This is a genomic window from Brevibacterium sp. K72, from assembly GCF_050562175.1.
Classification (GTDB): domain Bacteria; phylum Actinomycetota; class Actinomycetes; order Actinomycetales; family Brevibacteriaceae; genus Brevibacterium; species Brevibacterium casei.
On sequence record NZ_CP191582.1, the window covers coordinates 1,275,501 to 1,291,562 of the forward strand.

Annotated in this window: 16 protein-coding genes; 9 read left to right on the plus strand and 7 right to left on the minus strand. The window is 67.9% G+C overall.

The window, feature by feature from the left end; all coding sequences use genetic code 11:
• Window positions 1-45 precede the first annotated feature (45 nt).
• Complete coding sequence (locus ACQ1RG_RS05675) at window positions 46-1,023, plus strand: cation diffusion facilitator family transporter (protein WP_430600661.1); 978 nt, start codon at window positions 46-48, stop codon at window positions 1,021-1,023.
• Between the two features lie 29 nt (window positions 1,024-1,052).
• Here the strand turns inward: ACQ1RG_RS05675 and ACQ1RG_RS05680 are convergent, their stop codons facing one another.
• The 3 genes from ACQ1RG_RS05680 to ACQ1RG_RS05690 are packed head-to-tail and all read right to left on the minus strand — an operon-like array spanning window position 1,053 to window position 4,734.
• On the minus strand, window positions 1,053-4,181 hold the full coding sequence (locus ACQ1RG_RS05680; RefSeq protein WP_430600662.1) for a DEAD/DEAH box helicase: 3,129 nt from the start codon (window positions 4,179-4,181) through the stop codon (window positions 1,053-1,055).
• A gap of 38 nt (window positions 4,182-4,219) precedes the next feature.
• A complete protein-coding gene (locus ACQ1RG_RS05685) occupies window positions 4,220-4,516 on the minus strand; it encodes a hypothetical protein (protein ID WP_430600663.1) in 297 nt (98 codons plus the stop codon).
• The gene (locus tag ACQ1RG_RS05690; protein ID WP_430600665.1) at window positions 4,513-4,734 is read right to left on the minus strand and encodes a hypothetical protein; all 222 of its coding nucleotides are present in this window, start codon (window positions 4,732-4,734) and stop codon (window positions 4,513-4,515) included. Before ACQ1RG_RS05690 ends, ACQ1RG_RS05685 begins: the two co-directional genes overlap by 4 nt.
• Window positions 4,735-4,909: 175 nt before the next feature.
• Between ACQ1RG_RS05690 and ACQ1RG_RS05695 the strand changes: the two genes are divergently transcribed.
• The 3 genes from ACQ1RG_RS05695 to ACQ1RG_RS05705 all read left to right on the plus strand — a co-directional run bounded on the left by ACQ1RG_RS05695 (window position 4,910) and on the right by ACQ1RG_RS05705 (window position 6,298).
• Window positions 4,910-5,566: a homing endonuclease associated repeat-containing protein gene (locus ACQ1RG_RS05695; protein WP_430600666.1), complete on the plus strand. Its 657-nt coding sequence runs from the start codon at window positions 4,910-4,912 to the stop codon at window positions 5,564-5,566.
• Between the two features lie 189 nt (window positions 5,567-5,755).
• Window positions 5,756-6,040: a GlsB/YeaQ/YmgE family stress response membrane protein gene (locus ACQ1RG_RS05700; RefSeq protein ID WP_009377556.1), complete on the plus strand. Its 285-nt coding sequence runs from the start codon at window positions 5,756-5,758 to the stop codon at window positions 6,038-6,040.
• 72 nt (window positions 6,041-6,112) lie between these two features.
• Window positions 6,113-6,298, plus strand: coding sequence for a CsbD family protein (locus tag ACQ1RG_RS05705; protein WP_009377555.1), 186 nt, complete (start codon window positions 6,113-6,115; stop codon window positions 6,296-6,298).
• Between the two features lie 203 nt (window positions 6,299-6,501).
• Here ACQ1RG_RS05705 and ACQ1RG_RS05710 read toward each other — a convergent pair whose 3' ends face one another.
• Window positions 6,502-7,671 carry a pyridoxal phosphate-dependent aminotransferase gene (locus tag ACQ1RG_RS05710; protein WP_430600667.1) on the minus strand — a complete coding sequence of 390 codons (1,170 nt, stop codon included), beginning with the start codon at window positions 7,669-7,671 and terminating at the stop codon, window positions 6,502-6,504.
• 199 nt (window positions 7,672-7,870) lie between these two features.
• On the minus strand, window positions 7,871-9,322 hold the full coding sequence (locus ACQ1RG_RS05715) for an NAD(P)/FAD-dependent oxidoreductase (protein WP_430600668.1): 1,452 nt from the start codon (window positions 9,320-9,322) through the stop codon (window positions 7,871-7,873).
• Window positions 9,323-9,485: 163 nt separating this feature from the next.
• Here ACQ1RG_RS05715 and ACQ1RG_RS05720 point away from each other — a divergent pair, with 163 nt between their 5' ends.
• Window positions 9,486-9,848, plus strand: a complete 363-nt coding sequence (locus ACQ1RG_RS05720) for a cupin domain-containing protein (protein ID WP_430600669.1) — start codon at window positions 9,486-9,488, stop codon at window positions 9,846-9,848.
• Between the two features lie 2 nt (window positions 9,849-9,850).
• Here the strand turns inward: ACQ1RG_RS05720 and ACQ1RG_RS05725 are convergent, their stop codons facing one another.
• Complete coding sequence (locus tag ACQ1RG_RS05725; RefSeq protein ID WP_430600671.1) at window positions 9,851-10,522, minus strand: TetR/AcrR family transcriptional regulator; 672 nt, start codon at window positions 10,520-10,522, stop codon at window positions 9,851-9,853.
• A 115-nt stretch (window positions 10,523-10,637) separates the two neighbouring features.
• Here ACQ1RG_RS05725 and ACQ1RG_RS05730 point away from each other — a divergent pair, with 115 nt between their 5' ends.
• The 4 genes from ACQ1RG_RS05730 (at window position 10,638) to ACQ1RG_RS05745 (ending at window position 15,446) form a co-directional block, all read left to right on the plus strand.
• Window positions 10,638-12,101, plus strand: a complete 1,464-nt coding sequence (locus tag ACQ1RG_RS05730; protein ID WP_430600672.1) for an APC family permease — start codon at window positions 10,638-10,640, stop codon at window positions 12,099-12,101.
• Complete coding sequence (locus ACQ1RG_RS05735; protein ID WP_009377548.1) at window positions 12,101-13,750, plus strand: N,N-dimethylformamidase beta subunit family domain-containing protein; 1,650 nt, start codon at window positions 12,101-12,103, stop codon at window positions 13,748-13,750. Before ACQ1RG_RS05730 ends, ACQ1RG_RS05735 begins: the two co-directional genes overlap by 1 nt.
• Window positions 13,747-14,106 carry a cupin domain-containing protein gene (locus ACQ1RG_RS05740; RefSeq protein WP_009377547.1) on the plus strand — a complete coding sequence of 120 codons (360 nt, stop codon included), beginning with the start codon at window positions 13,747-13,749 and terminating at the stop codon, window positions 14,104-14,106. Before ACQ1RG_RS05735 ends, ACQ1RG_RS05740 begins: the two co-directional genes overlap by 4 nt.
• A gap of 143 nt (window positions 14,107-14,249) precedes the next feature.
• A complete protein-coding gene (locus ACQ1RG_RS05745) occupies window positions 14,250-15,446 on the plus strand; it encodes a pyridoxal phosphate-dependent aminotransferase (RefSeq protein WP_009377546.1) in 1,197 nt (398 codons plus the stop codon).
• 31 nt (window positions 15,447-15,477) lie between these two features.
• Here ACQ1RG_RS05745 and ACQ1RG_RS05750 read toward each other — a convergent pair whose 3' ends face one another.
• Complete coding sequence (locus ACQ1RG_RS05750) at window positions 15,478-16,020, minus strand: AAA family ATPase (protein ID WP_430600674.1); 543 nt, start codon at window positions 16,018-16,020, stop codon at window positions 15,478-15,480.
• Window positions 16,021-16,062 lie beyond the last annotated feature (42 nt).

Genomic DNA, 16,062 nt, shown 5'->3' on the forward strand with positions numbered 1-16,062 from the left:
GAGTCGACCGACGGCTCAACGACCTGCGACGGGGAGGAAACTGCCATGGCCGAGCGTTCGGGCCGAGTCGACACCGAGGCGCACAAGGCCGCGGGCAGCAGCTGGATCACCGTCATCATCGCGTTCGCCGCGAACGTCGCCGTCGCCATCGCGAAGACGATCGCTGCGGGGATGACCGGATCGGCAGCCCTCGTCGCCGAGGCGGCCCACTCGTGGGCGGATGCCGGCAACGAGGTCTTCCTCCTCATCGCCGAACGCAAGGCCGCTCGGCCCGCCGATGCGTCGCATCCGCTCGGGTACGGGCGCGAAGCCTACGTGTGGTCGATGTTCGCGGCGTTCGGGATCTTCACCGTCGGCTCGGCGGTCTCGATCTGGCACGGCTTCCAGTCCCTCTTCGTCGACGAGGCCGACTCCGACTACACGGTCGGCTACATCGTCCTCGCTATCTCCGCGGTCCTCGAGGGCTTCTCGTTCCTCCAGTCCGTCCGGCAGTCGCGGAGGCGCGCCGGTCAGCTGAGGCAACCGACCCTGCGCTATGTCCTCAAGGGATCGAACCCGACCCTGCGGGCGGTCTTCGCCGAGGACGCCGCGGCACTCATCGGGCTCGTCATCGCTTTCCTCGCGATGCTCCTCCACCAGATCACCGGCATCGCCGCGTTCGACGCGATCGGGTCGATCCTCGTCGGTGTGCTCCTCGGCGTCGTCGCGATCGTCCTCATCGACCGCAATCGCCGGTACCTCGTGGGCGAGAACGTCACCCCGCACATCCGCGACATGATCCTCACCGACCTGCTCGCGGACAAGGACATCGTCGAGGTCACCTACCTCCACGTCGAGTTCGTCGGCTCGGGCAAGGTCTTCGTCGTCGCGGCCGTCGACCTCGTCGGCGATGCGAGGGAGAGCGAGCTCGCCGTGCGCCTGCGCACCGTCGAACGCCACCTCGAGGAGCACCCGATGGTCGAGGAGATCATCCTCACCCCGGCCGCGCCGGGGGAGAAGGCGTTGGTGCCGAACGGGCAGTGACGAGATGTCGTTACCCGCCTCCAGGGCCCTCACCCCTCGAAGAGCTGACGGATGTCCTCGGCACTGATCGTCTGACTGAACGCCTGACCTGAGGCGTTGCGCAGGGGAGCGTCACGGTCGGCGAGCTCGTCTGTCATGAGGTCGTCGAAGAGCTCGGCCTTCTTCCGCTGCAGGCCGAGCACCTTCTCCTCGATCGTGCCTTCGGCGACGTAGCGGTAGACGATGACGTGATCGGTCTGCCCTATCCGGTGGGCGCGGTCGATCGCCTGATTCTCCGCGGCGGGATTCCACCACGGATCCATGAGGAAGACGTAGTCCGCCTCGGTGAGCGTGAGACCGAACCCGCCGGCCTTGAGGCTGATGAGGAACACGGGTGCTGTGCCGGTGCGGAAGGCCTCGACCACCTCGGCGCGGTTGCGGGTCGACCCGTCGAGGACGACGTAGGGGATCCCGCGGGACTCCAACTCCTCGCCGACATGGTCGAGGAACGAGGTGAACTGGCTGAACACGATCGACCGGTGGCCTTCGGCGACGACCTCGTCGAGACGCTCGAGGAGCGCGGTGAGCTTGCTCGAGGGCACGTCGGCGTGCTTGGCGTCGACGATGCGCGGGTCGAGGGCGAGCATGCGCAGGAGCGTGAGCGAGCGGAAGACGATGAAGCGCTGCCGGTCGTAGTCACTGTCGATGAACCCGAGCAGCTTCTTCCGCTCCTTCTGCAGGATCCGGTCGTAGAGCTGTCGGTGTGCGGGACTGAGCTCGACGGTGATGACCTGCTCCTGCTTCTCCGGCAGGTCGGCGGCGACGAGGTCCTTCGTCCGGCGCAGGAGGAACGGGCGGATCCGCCGCTGCAGGCGTTGCATCCGCCCCGGGTTCTCCCCCGATTCGATCGGCCGGACGTACTCCTCCTCGAACCGGTGCGGGGAGGGGAAGAGCCCGGGCGCGGTGATCGAGAACAGCGACCACACATCCCGCAGCGAGTTCTCGAGCGGTGTGCCCGTGAGCGCGAGCCGGAACGGGGCGCTCACCGCCTTCGCCGCCTGATGGACCTGGGAGGTGCTGTTCTTGACGAACTGCGCTTCGTCGAGGATGAGCCCCGCCCACTCGTGTGCGGCGATCTCGTCCTCATCAAGCCGGAGGATCGCGTACGAGACGACGATGACATCGGCCCCGGCGACCACCTCGGCGAGGGGGATCTTCCGCTTCCGCCGGGACTCACCGATGACGCGAACGTCGAGGTCAGGGGTGACCTTCGCCGCCTCCTGTGCCCACACCGGGACCACCGAGGTGGGGGCGACGACGAGGAACGGCGGTGCCGTCCGGCCGTCGGCCCCGGTCCTGCGGTCCGTGCGGCGGGCGTGGGCGACGAGCGCGAGCGTCTGCACGGTCTTGCCGAGCCCCATGTCGTCGGCGAGGATCCCGCCGAGGCGGCACCGGTGGAGGAGGGACAGCCAGCGGAACCCTTGCACCTGGTACGGGCGGAGGGTGACGCCGTCGAGTTCGGGCACCTCGGTGGCCGGCAGATGCTCGAGATCACGCAGGGCCTGTGCGGACTCGCGCCAGGTCACGGCGGGTTCGGCCTCGTCGGCGAGATCCTCGAACTCCGACCACAGCCCGACGTGGAGGCGGCTGATCTTCGGGGACTCGGGTTCCCATTCGGGGATGAGGTCCGCCTCGGCGAGGAGGGACTTGAGCCGGTCGAAGACGGGACGCTCGAGGGAGAGATAGGAGTCGTCGGCGAGCTTGAGCTTGCGCTGGCCCTTCGCGAGCGCGGTGAAGAGCTTGACGAAGGGCACGGGCCTCCCGCCGATGCTGATCTGGAAGCCGAGCTCGAACCAGTCGTTCTTCTCCGCCTCGACCGAGGTGATCTTCACGCTCGGCTCCCCGCCGAGCTCACGGTAGGGCTGACGCTTCCCGCGCGTGACGACGTGGACGTGCTCGATCTCCTCGAGCCCGGGAAGGACCGTGGTGACGAAGTCGGCGGTGTCGGCGTCGGTGAGCTCGAGGTCGCTCGGGGCGGTCGGGAAGTCCGTGCCCGGGTCGGAGGGGGTGAACGTCTGCAGCAGGGTGGTGACCTCGGCGAGGACGGAATCCTCGTGGTCGACATCGCGCAGTTCGGTGTCCCTCCCCGCCGAGGCGGGGCCCGGGTTCGGCTGGACCGTTCCGTCGGCGCGCCGGGAGCCGGAGGGCTGCCGCACCGGCAGGGTCCGGCGCGGACCCGAGTACTCCCAGTACCAGCGCAGGCTCAGCCGGTCCTGCGCGCCGAAGGTGAGGTCGAGGGTGAGCCGCGGATCCCGGTAATGCGGGAAGCGGACGGATTCGTCGATGCTCACGACCTCGGTGCTCGTGCGCAGCAGCGGGTAGTACTCCGCGAAGAACTCCTCGGCGTCGTCGCGCGGGATCGTGATCGGTCCCGGTGCGGACAGGGCCGGCAGCGCCGAGGCGGTCGTGGCCTTCTCCGCGGGCGCCAGCGTGACCGTGAACCCGGTGCGGGTGTCGACGCCGAAGAACCCGTGCGTCCAGATCGGCTTCGCGAGCCCCGGAGCGATAGGGCGTTCGTCGATCGTCACCTGCGGCTGCACGCGCAGGCCGCCCCGCACCGACCGCACGTCGATGACAGCCTTCGCCGCCCGACCGATGCGCACATCCATGCCCTGGTTGACCCCGACGAACGCGATCCCGAGTTCGGCACCGTGACTGAAGACGTCCCAGAGCAGGGAGGTATGGAAATCGCCGAGGTTGTACGCCGCCCCGTCGGGCGTGAAGTCCGTCTTGTCCCGGGTGCGCAGGCCCGCGAGCTGGGAGAACCACTCCTGGTGGCGGGGGTCGACGCCGAACTGGGCGGTCATGCGGTCGATCGTGCGCCAGCTCAGCGACTTCTTCACCCAGTTGCCGGAGTCGCTGAGGACGAGCGGCCGGATCGCGAGCGACGGATTCGCGCCCGGGCTCACCTCGGCTTTCGTGAGCAGAGTGGTGTGCTGGGGTTCGAACCATGACCGGGGGACGACCTCGACGAGCTCGAATCCCAGGGCCACGGGCGTGTGCGTGGTGGGGGCCGCCTCGGCGAAGGAGGCGAAGGCCGTCCTCCAGTCGGCGGGGGTGGCCGATCCGGATGCACGACCCCGCGGATTCGGGGGAGTGCTCGGTCGGTTCGCGGTCACGACCCCATCCTCTCACTGCCCGGTGACACGGTTCATGGTCACTGCCCGCGGAGTTCACCCCATGCGAAGGAGGACTCCGCGACGAAGTCCTGGAGCATGTCGAAGAAGTGCTGGGCCATCTCGGCTATCTCCTCGTCGTCATCGGCGCGGGGAACCGTCACCGGAAGGGTGAAGACTTCGTCGCCGACCGTGATGCGCACGTCGATGAGGTTGCGGCTGCGGCCCTCGATGATGTCGAGACGGTCGAGCTCGCCGTCGCGGAGGATGCGATCGACGGCGGGCCGGACGATGCGCTCCATGACCTGGTCGTCTCTCAGGCGCGGTGATCGGGTCATGACCGCAGCGTCAGCGACGACTCGGAGTACCAGGGTTCGCGCTCGACTCCCGGCGGTAACGGCGGTCTGCGGTCGTATTGGGCGATGAGGATGGATTCCTTGCGTTTGCCCTGTCCGTTGATGATGGCGAAGACCTCGGTGAGTCGTGCTGGAGGGGTCTGGGATGTCTTCGCCCACTCGATCGCCTCGTCGGCGGATGTGCGTTCGGTGGCGTCCATGATCGGAGCATAGCCACGAAATCGCTCACGCGTGACTATTCGCCGCGCAGCTCGCCCCACCCGAATGACGACTCGGCGACGAAGTCCTGCAGATCGCTGAAGACGCGTGCAGCGAGATCCTCGACGGTGAGTTCGTGGGCCATCCTCATGACGACAACGATAGTGCCACCGTAGGATGAAAGGCGTGAATGAAGCCTCCGATCGGTCCCACATCTCGTCTCCCGCGATTCTCGGTGCGCTGCTGCTCGCGACCGCGCGCACGGTCGATCTGCTCAACGCCGCTCCTCCGCGGAATCCGACGAGGCCGCTCGGCCGAGGCGACAAGGACATCATCGCCGGAGTCGAGGCAGTCCTGCAGGCCCAGTTCTCCGATTCCCCCACGTTGATCGCCGACACCGTCGACGAGGTGGCCTCCGCCATCCGGTTCATCCGCAACCGTGGAGAGAAGCCGAGCCTCACCGCCGCGAAGTACGACCTGGCGCGTACGGCTGTGCTCGACCACCTCGGGGTGGGTTCGACCAAGGGGGCGAGCACGTGGCCGCCGACCAGCCAAACGGCAGTGCAGCGGTTCGGATCATGGAACGCCGCTCTCACGGCCGCCGGGCTGGCGACGAGCAGTGTGGGGCGAGCGAAGGGTCAACTGCGATTCGATGCCGCCGCTTACGATTCGGCGATCACCGCCTTCCTCGCCGACTGCGAATCCCGCGGAGTCGCGGCGACCTACAAGGAGTACGGGAACTACGCCGCCGAACACAAAGGAACGGTGCCCTCGGCTGCCGCCGTGCGAAAGTTCTACGGAAGCTGGAACACGGCTCTCACCTCGGCGAAGTGAGGCTTCATCCACTTTTCGTCGCCTGAGTTCCATGATTCGAAACGACAACATCACTTGGGACACGATCCGGCAAAAATCCTTGCGAATCGTGCGTGAGGTTTGTAGTCTCTGAACGTCTGTATAGATGGAACCGACTGACGTGCGCAGATGGCGCACGCGCTGGGTGACTGAATCGAAGGGACTGAAATCATGGTTGTCATCGGTTGGATCATCGTCGGGCTGCTCGCGGGCGCCCTCGCGAAGCTCATCCTCCCGGGTAAGCAGGCCGGAGGATGGATCAGCACGATCATCCTCGGAGTCATCGGCGCCTTCGTCGGCGGACTCCTCTTCGGACTGTTCGGCGGCAAGGGCATCGGCGCTGTGTTCTCGGATCCCTGGTCGTGGGGCTCGTTCTTCATCGCTGTGATCGGTGCGATCGTCTTCGCGTTCGTCTGGGGTCTCATCACGAAGAACCGCGGAGCCAAGACCGCCTGACGGAACGCTGGTCAGCCCTCAACTGACCAGATCAGCACGCATACACCCAGAGAAAAGGAGCATGCCGTGAGCATGAAGGACAAGTTCGACAACAAGGCCCAGGAACTCAAGGGCAAGGCCAAGGACGCCACCGGCAAGGCCATCGGCAACGAGCAGATGCAGGCCGAAGGCAAGGCCGATCAGGCTGCCGCCGGCACCAAGCAGGCCGGAGAGAAGCTCAAGGACACCGCAAAGGATGTCACCGACCGTCGTCACTGATCGGTCGCAGGAACTCCGGCGCGCCTGAGCGTCGGCGATAGACCCCGGCAATCGTGCTCTCCGCGGTTGACCGGATGACACAGAGGCGGGTGCACGATCGTGCTGTACCCGCCTCTGCTGTGTCCGGACGATGTCCGGCGGACGGACCCAGCGGACAGCGTTCAGCGGGTCAGGCTCAGCGGGGTGCGCTCACCGGCTTGGGGTCAGCGGGTCGCGGCGAATGCCTCCAGCCGGCGGCACGCCTCGATGATCGTCTCCGGGGACACCGCGAAGGTCAGGCGCAGATACCCCTCACCCTCAGGGCCGAACGCGGAACCGGGGATCGTCGCGAGATCGTGCTTCTCGAGCAGCTGGGTTGCGACCTCCCACGACGTCAGCCCCCAGTCCTTGACGTTGGCGAACGCATAGAACGTCGCCTCGGGGCGGAGCACGCTGATGCCGTCGATGGCGTTGAGCCGGTCGACGATGAGGTCGCGGCGTTCGGCGTAGGACTGCACCATCTCCCCGACGACCGACTGAGGGCCCGTGATCGCGGCGATCGCCGCCTCCTGGACGAACCCGGGCAGGCTCGACGTCAGACCCTCCTGGAGCAGAGGCATCGGCGGGATGAACTCGGCCGGAGCAATGACGAAGCCGCACCGCCAGCCCGTCATCGCATAGGTCTTCGAGAAGCTGCCGACGACGAGGAACCGATCGAACCCGGGTCGCACCTCGGCGATGGAGGTGAACGTCGAGTCGTCGAAGACGATCTCGTCATAGACCTCGTCGGAGATGATCGTGAATCCGAACTCGTCGGCGAGATCGGCGATCAGCTCAAGGTCCTCGCGATCGATGATCGACCCGAGCGGATTGGCCGGGCTGTTGAGGATGATCGCCGCCGTCTTCTCGGTGACTGCGGCCCGGACGTCGTCGGCACGGACCTTGAACCCCGACTCCTCCCGCACGGACACCGGAACGGCAACGGCGCCGAGGCGGTGGATCTGTCCGAGATAGTTCGGAAAGCAGGGGTCGGCGATGATGACCTCCTGCCCCGGGGAGATCGTCGTGTCGAGGGAGAGGGTGAGCGCTTCCATCGCCCCGAAGGTGACCATGACATTGTCGATGCCGATCTCGCGATTCCACCGCGTGGAGTACTTCCCGGCGATCGCCTCCCGCAGTCCGGGCAGCCCCGCGTTGGCGACATACTTCGTCGCGTCGTTCTCGATCGCGCGGATGCCTGCGGCCTTGATGTGCTCAGGCGTGGGGAAGTCCGGTTCGCCGACCGTGAGCTTGACGGCGTCGGGAAAGTCGAGCGCGAGGTTGAACATCTTCCGGATGTCCGAGGCAGGGTAGGTCTGCGCCATCGGGGAGATGCGCCGGTACGGGTCGGTCACGGGTGCGCTCCTTCGTCGGGGTGTCTCGAGTGCGGTCGGGGTGTCTCGAGAGTCGTGAGGACATCTCGAGTGTGTCAGATGAGGGCGCGAGGTCTCCGGCTGCCCGTCTCCTGGACGAAATGGGCAGGTTTTCGGCCTGAGAACCTGTCTAGAACGCCCAGGAGACGGGCAGCCGGGCACCACGTGTGCCTGGCGCGACCTACTCCGCGAGGCCGGCGAGCCGCGCCCCGAAGCGGGCGAGCAGGCTCGTCTTCGTCGCTCCCGTGGCGCGCTCCCACTCATCGGCGAGGTTGAAGATCCGGTACATCGACCGGATGCCGAGCCAGCGGATCGGCTCCGGCTCCCACTGCCCGGAGACGTGGTCGTTCCACGGCAGCGCGGTCAGGGGAGTCGGAGTCCCGCCTGCTCGATCGAGCAGGGTCTTCGCCGCCAGGTGTGTCGCCGTCACCCCGTGCCCGGCATACCCGCGCGCCACGCCGATGCGCTGCTCGGGATCGAAGAAGATGCCGGCGCACCAGTCCCTCGTCACCCCGAGCGCGCCCCGCCACGCGTGGGCGACCTCGAAGTCGAGGCTCGGGAAGAGCGAGGACAGGCGCGTGCGGAGGAGGTCGACCACCTCGGCGGGGACGCGACCATCACCGGGCAGACCCGAGTTGAACGCGTACGGCGCACCCCGCCCGCCGAGCGCGATCCGATCATCGGCCGTGCGCTGGGCGTAGATGAACGTGTGCGCGGCATCGCCGAGGCACTCGCGGCCTTCCCAGCCGATCTCCTCCCACGCCGCGGCCGGCAGGGGAGCGGTCGCGATCATCGACGAGAACACGGGGATGACCTGCCGACCCTCGAGCCCCGGCAGGTTTCCGGACACCGTGTCCGAATACCCTTCGAGGCAGACGAAGATCGTCTCCCCGTGCACCGGTCCGCGATCGGTGACGACGGTGCTCGTGCCGACGTGCCCGGCCTTCGTGCCTTCGCAGATCGTCACGCCCTGATCACGCAGCACGCGCGCGAGCCCCTCGACGAGGAGCGCTGGATCGACGCGCGCGGTGGCCGGGACGAAGACGCTGCCGTGGGCATTGTCGACGTTGATCCGCGCCCGCGTCTGCTCGGCATCGAGGACCTCCATGTCATCCGGCCCGTAGCCGTACTCGCGGTTGGCGTCGACGAGCTCGCGCACCCGGGCCATCCCCGCCTCGGATTGTGCGATGTCGATGTGTCCGCCGCGGACCTGCTGCGCGTCGATGCCCTCGGTCTCGAGCGTCTCGAGGACCTCGTCGATCGAGTCGAAGAGCGCCGACTGGAACGCCCGGACGGACTCGAGGCCGGAGACCCCCGCCGAGCCGACCGGTCCGTGCGGGTCGGTAGCGAGGGCGAAGTCGACCGCCTCGGCGAAGCGGGCGCGATTGCCGGGCATGAGCGTCGAGAGCCACCCGCCGTTGCGTCCCGAAGCGCCGTAGCCGACGGTGCGCGCCTCGATGACCGTGATCGACCAGTCCGGGTGCGCCTGCCGGGCGCAGTACGCCGACCACAGCCCGGTCATGCCCCCGCCGACGATGACGAGGTCCTGCTTGGTCGTCGGCAGAGGGGAATCGATGGGCTCGGCCGGGGACTGGGCCAACCAGAACGAGGCCTCACCGTCGAGGTAGCTCACAGGACATCTCCTAGTCGCAGGGGTACGGCGCTGTCTGCGACCGTACGAATCCAGTTCTATCCCATGCCCATTGACGATGTAAATGGTTGTCCGTACGTGTATTGGCATATGAAATCGCCGAGATTGTCCCCGGAATCCGTGATCGTGTGATTACACTGTGGCCATGAGCGCAACGGAGCCGATCGACACCCGCACCCTCCCTCTCGAGCACGAGCCCATCGAGGACTGGCAGCGCCTCGACGAGCCTGCCGGGACCGCGACGACGGCCTTCGCCGAGCTCGGCACCATCGGCGGCGTCGACTATGGACTGTGGGAGATGAGCACCGGCGCGATGCGCGACATCGAAGGCGACGAAGCCTTCCTCGTCATCGCCGGAACCGGACGCATCGAGTTCGACGACCCCGCGTGCGGGCCCGTCGAGCTCTCACCCGGCAGTCTCGTCCGCCTCGAAGACGGGATGAAGACCCGCTGGTACATCGACGACGCTCCGCTGCGGAAGCTCTTCATCGCCCCGAGCGAGGACTGAGGTCACACGGCCTCGCGGGTCGACCCGGCCTCGTTGGCCCGCTCGACGACGGCGGCGATCGTGCTCGCGTCGGTGATGACGAGACGCAGCAGCACCTCGGCGATCGTATCCGGCGGGACACCGTGATCGTCGTGGGACCAGAACATCGACTCGTTCGCCACGGCATCGAAGATCTCGAGGACGGCACGGGGATGCTCGGCGGTGAATTCTCCGGACTCGATGCCGCGTCGGATGATGGCCGCAGTCGTCGCGCGCGCCACCTCGACGGCGGTCTCCCATCGGGGGAAGAGCTCCGCGGTCGCAGGAGGGAGCCGGAAGAGCCACCTCGTGTCGAGCGACATCGTCAGCTCGAGCGCCGTCTCGTCGCGGATGAGGCGGAAGAGGTCGAGCGCGGGGTCGTCCGGGGTGTGGTCGAAGCGGTCGCTGAGCAGGGGTGACATCGTCACCCGCCGGTCGATGAGCTCCTGGCCGATCGCCTCTTTGCCGGCGAAGTAGTGGAACAGGGACGGCTGCTTGATCCCCACCGCCTCGGTGATCGCCCGAGTGCTCGCGCCCTGGTATCCCAGCTCGGAGAACAGTCGGGCGGCCTCGGAGAGGATCCGCTCCCTCGTGTCGCCATTGACGTCGACACTGCGCGGCCTCGCCATCATCGCCTCCCGAAAAAAATGATTCACAAACAGCCTATCGGATGATAGGTTACACATTAATCTATCGACCAATAGATTAATTCGAGCGGCGGTCGCTCCGGTTGCGACCGCCTCGGCGTCACCTCCTACGAAGGGATGCAATGTGGCACCCTCTGCGCCCACCGAGACAACCAGTCCCTCGAGCCGACGGGGCATCGGCACCCCGGGGCTCGTCTTCTTCGTCCTCGCGGCAGCCGCACCGCTGACGATCCTCGCCGGCTTCGTTCCCCTCGGCATGCTCGCCGGCGGGGACGCGATCGTCCTCGGATTCCTCTACCCCGGGCTCGTCTACCTCCTCTTCGCCGTCGGCTACACGACGATCGCCCGCCACGTCCCCGGCGGCGGCGCGTTCCTCACCTACATCGCCGCCGGTCTCGGCGCCCGCACCGGATCGGTGGCGGGCATGATCGCCTACGTCGGCTACCTCGGCGGACAGATCGGCTTCACCGCCTCGGCGTCGGTCTTCGCCTCCTTCACGATCGAGACCCTCACCGGAATCCGTCTCCACTGGTTGCCGATCGCCGTCGTCATCACCGTCCTCGTCCTCACCCTCGGACTCCGACGGGTAGGGGTGGGGGCGGCCACCGTGGCCGTGCTCCTCGTCGCCGAATGCGCGATCCTCGCCGTCTTCGCCGTCGCCGTCCTCATCCAGGGCGGGTACGAAGGGCTCACGCTTGCGGCCTTCGCTCCCGAGAAGTGGGTGAGCGCTGCGCTGCCGGGAGTCTTCGTCCTCACCTTCACCGCCTTCGTCGGCTTCGAGCAGACCACGGTCTACCGCACCGAGACGCGGGCCCCGAACCGCACGATCCCGCGAGCGACCTACCTCGCCGTCGCGATCCTGCTCGTCGGCTACACCTTCGGCGCGTGGGTGATCCTCCAGGCCGCCGGGCAGTCGCGCGTCACCGCCCTCCTCGCAGGCGACCCGTCCGAACTCGTCTTCACCCTCAACGACGAATTCGTCGGCCCCGCGGCGACAGCCGTCATGCTCATCCTCGTCGTCACGAGCTTCATCGCCGGCGTCATCGCCCTGCAGAACACGTCCGCCCGCTACCTCGTCAACCTCGCCCGCGGCGGACTGCTGCCGGGAGGGCTCTCCCGGCTGGCGACCTCGGGCAGCCCGCTCACGGCGAACTTCGTCCAAGCCGGCCTCGTCCTCATCGCGCTCGTCATCTTCGCAGCCGTCGGCGCCGATCCGTATACGCAGATCGTCACGTGGACGAACACCCCGACGATCATCGCCGTCCTCGTCACCGTCGCCCTCGTCCTCCTCATCGCGCAGATGGGAGCGCTCACCGGCCTCGGTCCCGCGGGCAACGCGTGCGTCATCGCCCCGCTCGTCCTCGCCGGAGCCTACGGCCTCCTCCGGGCACGGAGGGTCCACCCCGGACGGGCGACGCTGGCCACCCTCGGTGCCGAGACGACCGGCCCCGCCGAGGTTGATCCCGCCAGTGCGACCGTCCGTGCCGTTCACCCCGACCTCGCCGAGGCGGACGCCGCCGATCGCCCCGACCCTCGACCCGAGACCCCGACCCCCGACCATCACCGCAGCACAGAGAGAGAAGGATGATGAACACTCGCACCGACTACGCCTGGTCGACCCCGAGAGGCCTCGTCGAACGCCCCGGAGAGTACCCTGAGACCACCGAGCTGTGGGGCTACACCGACCGCTTCGCCTACCGGCAGGGAGAGCAGGTCGACCTCCGGGTGCACACGACCGCTGAGACCTTCGACGTCGAGATCATCCGCGAGGGCGCCCGACCCGAGACCGTTTTCACGGCGACCGGGGTGCCGGGCACGCGGCAGGAGACCCCCGCCGATGCGTACGCGACCGGCTGCGGGTGGTCGAGCTGCCTGACGATCGACCTCGGTGAGGACTTCACTCCCGGCTACCACCTCGTCGTCTTCCGCACCCAGGACGACCACGGGCGGGAGATCGAGCAGGAGTCGTTCTTCATCGTCCGCCCCGACAACCCCGCCGATGTCGACATCGTCCTCGTCCACGCCACCTCGACGATGCTCGCCTACAACGACTGGGGCGGCGGCAACCACTACCGGGGCCTGCCCGACGGCGACCGCAACGACATCCCCTCGCCGTACTCGTCGATGCACAGGCCCATCGCCCGCGGGATGCTGCGCAAACCGGTCGGGGCCCCGCGCAACGCGCACACCGATCTCAGCGTCCCGATCGGCTGGGAGCCGCGGCACCCGACGTACGAATGGGCGTGGCAGCGCGGATACTCCCGCCACCACAACGACGCCGGGTGGGCGAACTACGAACGCCCGTTCACGATCTGGGCCGAGGAGCAGGGCTACCGCGTCGGCCACCTCACCCAGAACGAACTCCACGCCGAACCCGACTGCCTCGACGGGGCGCCGGTCGTCGTCATCGTCGGCCACGACGAGTACTGGTCGTGGGAGATGCGCGACACCCTCGACGCCTACGTCGACGCCGGCGGGCACCTCGCCCGCTTCGGCGGCAACTACGTGTGGCAGGTCCGCCTCGACCTCGACGCCGGTGTGCAGACCTGCTTCAAGGACCCGAGCGCCGACCCGATCCGCGCCACCGACCCGACCCGCCTGACCACGGCCTGGGATGCCCCGGAGATCGGTCGGCCCGGCGCTGAGACGATGGGCCTGACCGGCCTCGGCGGTGCCTACATCCGCTACGCCTCGGCGGTGCCGCGCGGCAGCGGCGGATACACCGTCTACCGCGAGAACCACTGGGCGCTCACCGGCACGGACCTCTACTACGGCGACGTGTTCGGCCAGGCGCCGCTGTGCATCGCCGCGTTCGAAGTCGACGGCTGCGACTACACGTTCCGTCACGGACTGCCCTATGCCACCGGCGCCGACGGCGCCCCCGAGGACCTCGAGATCATCGCCATGGCGCCTGCGGTCTCCGGGGGAGAGGACCGCTGGTCCGGTCGCGTGCCGATCGGGGCACCCGCCGCCGAACTCGCCGACCTCTACGCCGGAATCTACCCCGACGGCATCCCACCCCACCACCAGGGGCCCGGCTACGGATCGTCCATGGTCGTGACCTTCACCCGCGGCGACGGTGAGGTGTTCTGCGCCGGGACGACCGACTGGCCCTACGGACTCGAAGCGAACGACCCGTTCGTCACGATCATCACCCGCAACGTCCTCGACCGCTTCATCGCGGCCGGACGAGACGGCGCCCAGGCGCCGGCGACGAACACGAAGGAGCAGCGATGAGCGCAGCGGACACCGTCCAGATGCTTACCGAGCACCCGAACCGGGCCGTCACCCCGGCGCTGAGCGACTACGACGCGCACTCGGAGGGCTGGTCGGAGACGGAGTTCCAGGTCGAGACCGGCCCGTCGACGGTGGCAGGCCGATGGGTGGGCGAACCCGGCTGGGTCGAATTCGACTCGTGGCCCTACCGGGAGTTCTGCGTCATCGTCTCCGGCAGGGTCGCCGTCGAGAGCAGCGACGGCACGCAGCGCTTCGAGTACGGCCCCGGAGACGCGTTCACCATCCCGCAGGGCTTCTCCGGCCGGTGGGTCACGCTCGAACCGACCCGGAAGGTCTTCATCGGCGTCACCGAGTGAGCCGGCCGGGACTCGACAGCCGCCCTTGACGCCGTCGATTATCGTGTGGGGTAGGTTGGCGCTCCGCCCGTGCGGAGCGCCTCCTCCTGCCAGCTGCACCACCACCTCGGCGCCGGTGCCGGGGGCACACGAAGGAGCCGCCGATGAAGACTGCCAAGCGACTGTCCGACCTGGGCACGGAGACCGCGTTCCGTGTCGCGCAGGCGGCCGCGGACTGGAGGGCGCAGGGGAACCGGGTCTATCCGTTCCACCTCGGCGACCTCGACTTTCCGATGGCCCCGCACATCGTCGAGGCGATGAACCGGGCGATCGCGGACGGGAAGACCGGGTACTGCCCGGGTCCGGGGATCCCCGAACTGCGGGCAGCGCTCGCCGAGGACATCGGGTCGCGCCGCGGCATCGACATCGACCCCGCCGAGGTGGTCGTCACGACCGGCGGCAAGCCCGTGATCACGAAGTTCCTCCAGGCCGTCATGGACCCCGGTCAGTCCGTGCTCTACCCCAACCCCGGGTTCCCGATCTACGAATCCCAGATCGAATACCTCGGCGGCAGGGGCCTGCCCTACGGGTACGTGCCGACCGAGGACGGATTCGCCATCGATCTCGACCGGCTGCGGGACTCGATCGACGAGACGACCGTGGCGATCATCTACAACGATCTGCAGAACCCGATCTCCGCGGAATCGACGGCCGAGGAGCGGGAGGCGATCGCGCAGATCGCCCAGGAGCACAACCTCTGGGTGCTCTCCGACGAGGCGTACTTCGAGATGCGCTACGGCGGGGAGTCGACGTCGATCGCGACCCTGCCGGGCATGCGCGAGCGCACCGTCATCCTCTACACGTTTTCGAAGAAGTTCGCGATGACCGGGTCGCGGCTCGGGTGTGCGGTCGCCCCGAAGGAGATCGCCGAGGCGATCTCGACGATGAACACCAACGACGAATCGTGCACGACCCACTACGTCCAGTGGGCGGGGATCTCGGCACTCCAGGGTCCGCAGGGCGGGGTCGCGGAGATGCTCGACGTCCTCCGGGCCCGCCGGGATGCCGCATGCACGCTCATCAACGCGATCCCCGGCATGGAGGTCGCCGTCCCCGAGTCGACGTTCTACATCTTCCCCGACGCCACCGAGGCGATGGCGGCGAAGGGGATCGCGACCCTGTCCGACTTTTCCACCGAGGCCCTCCACGCCACCGGCGTCTCCTTCTGCACCCGCGAGCACTTCGGGCGCCCGCTGCCCGGCGAGGACCGGAAGTACATCCGCCTCGCCTACTCGGGCATCGGGGAGGACGACATCGTCGAGGGCCTGACGAAGCTGAGGGAGTGGGTCGAGGCGGGGTGAGGGCCGGCAGACGGTGGCACCGGACGTCGGCTCAGGGAAGGCGGAACCGCTGTGCGGCGATGCCGTCGAGGACGGCGGACAGCGTCTCCTCCCTCGTCTGATCGCTGCTGTCGATCGCGTGGGGCTCGAGCTCGCCGAGGTGGGCGAACTGGTCCCACATCGCCGTGATCGGCCCGTTGTCAGTGAGGTCGTTCGGACCGGTGCGGGCCGTCGCCCGAGCAAGAGCGACCTCCCGCCGAGGTCGGAGCAGGCAGTAGTGGATGGTCGGCGCCTCCGGTTCGCGGGCCAGCCCCCGGAAGTGATCGAGCATCCACGGACCGACGATCCCATCGACGATGACGGTGTACCCTCCCCGGGCGTAGATGCCCGCCGCCGAGGCGATGACGGTCATCACCGTCTGATTCTGTCGGTCCGATTCCGGCAGATAGGGCGGGATCGATCCCGCAGCGATGAAGTGCCAGAAGTCGTCGGTGTGCAGGTGGACGGAGAGAGCGAACTCGGCGGCCAGCGCCCGCGCCGTCGTCGACTTCCCAGCGCCGGGCGGACCGGCGAGAATGATGACATCATCGTGCATAGTCGGCAGTGTAGCGGCATCATCGTCTCCCGGCTGCGCGTC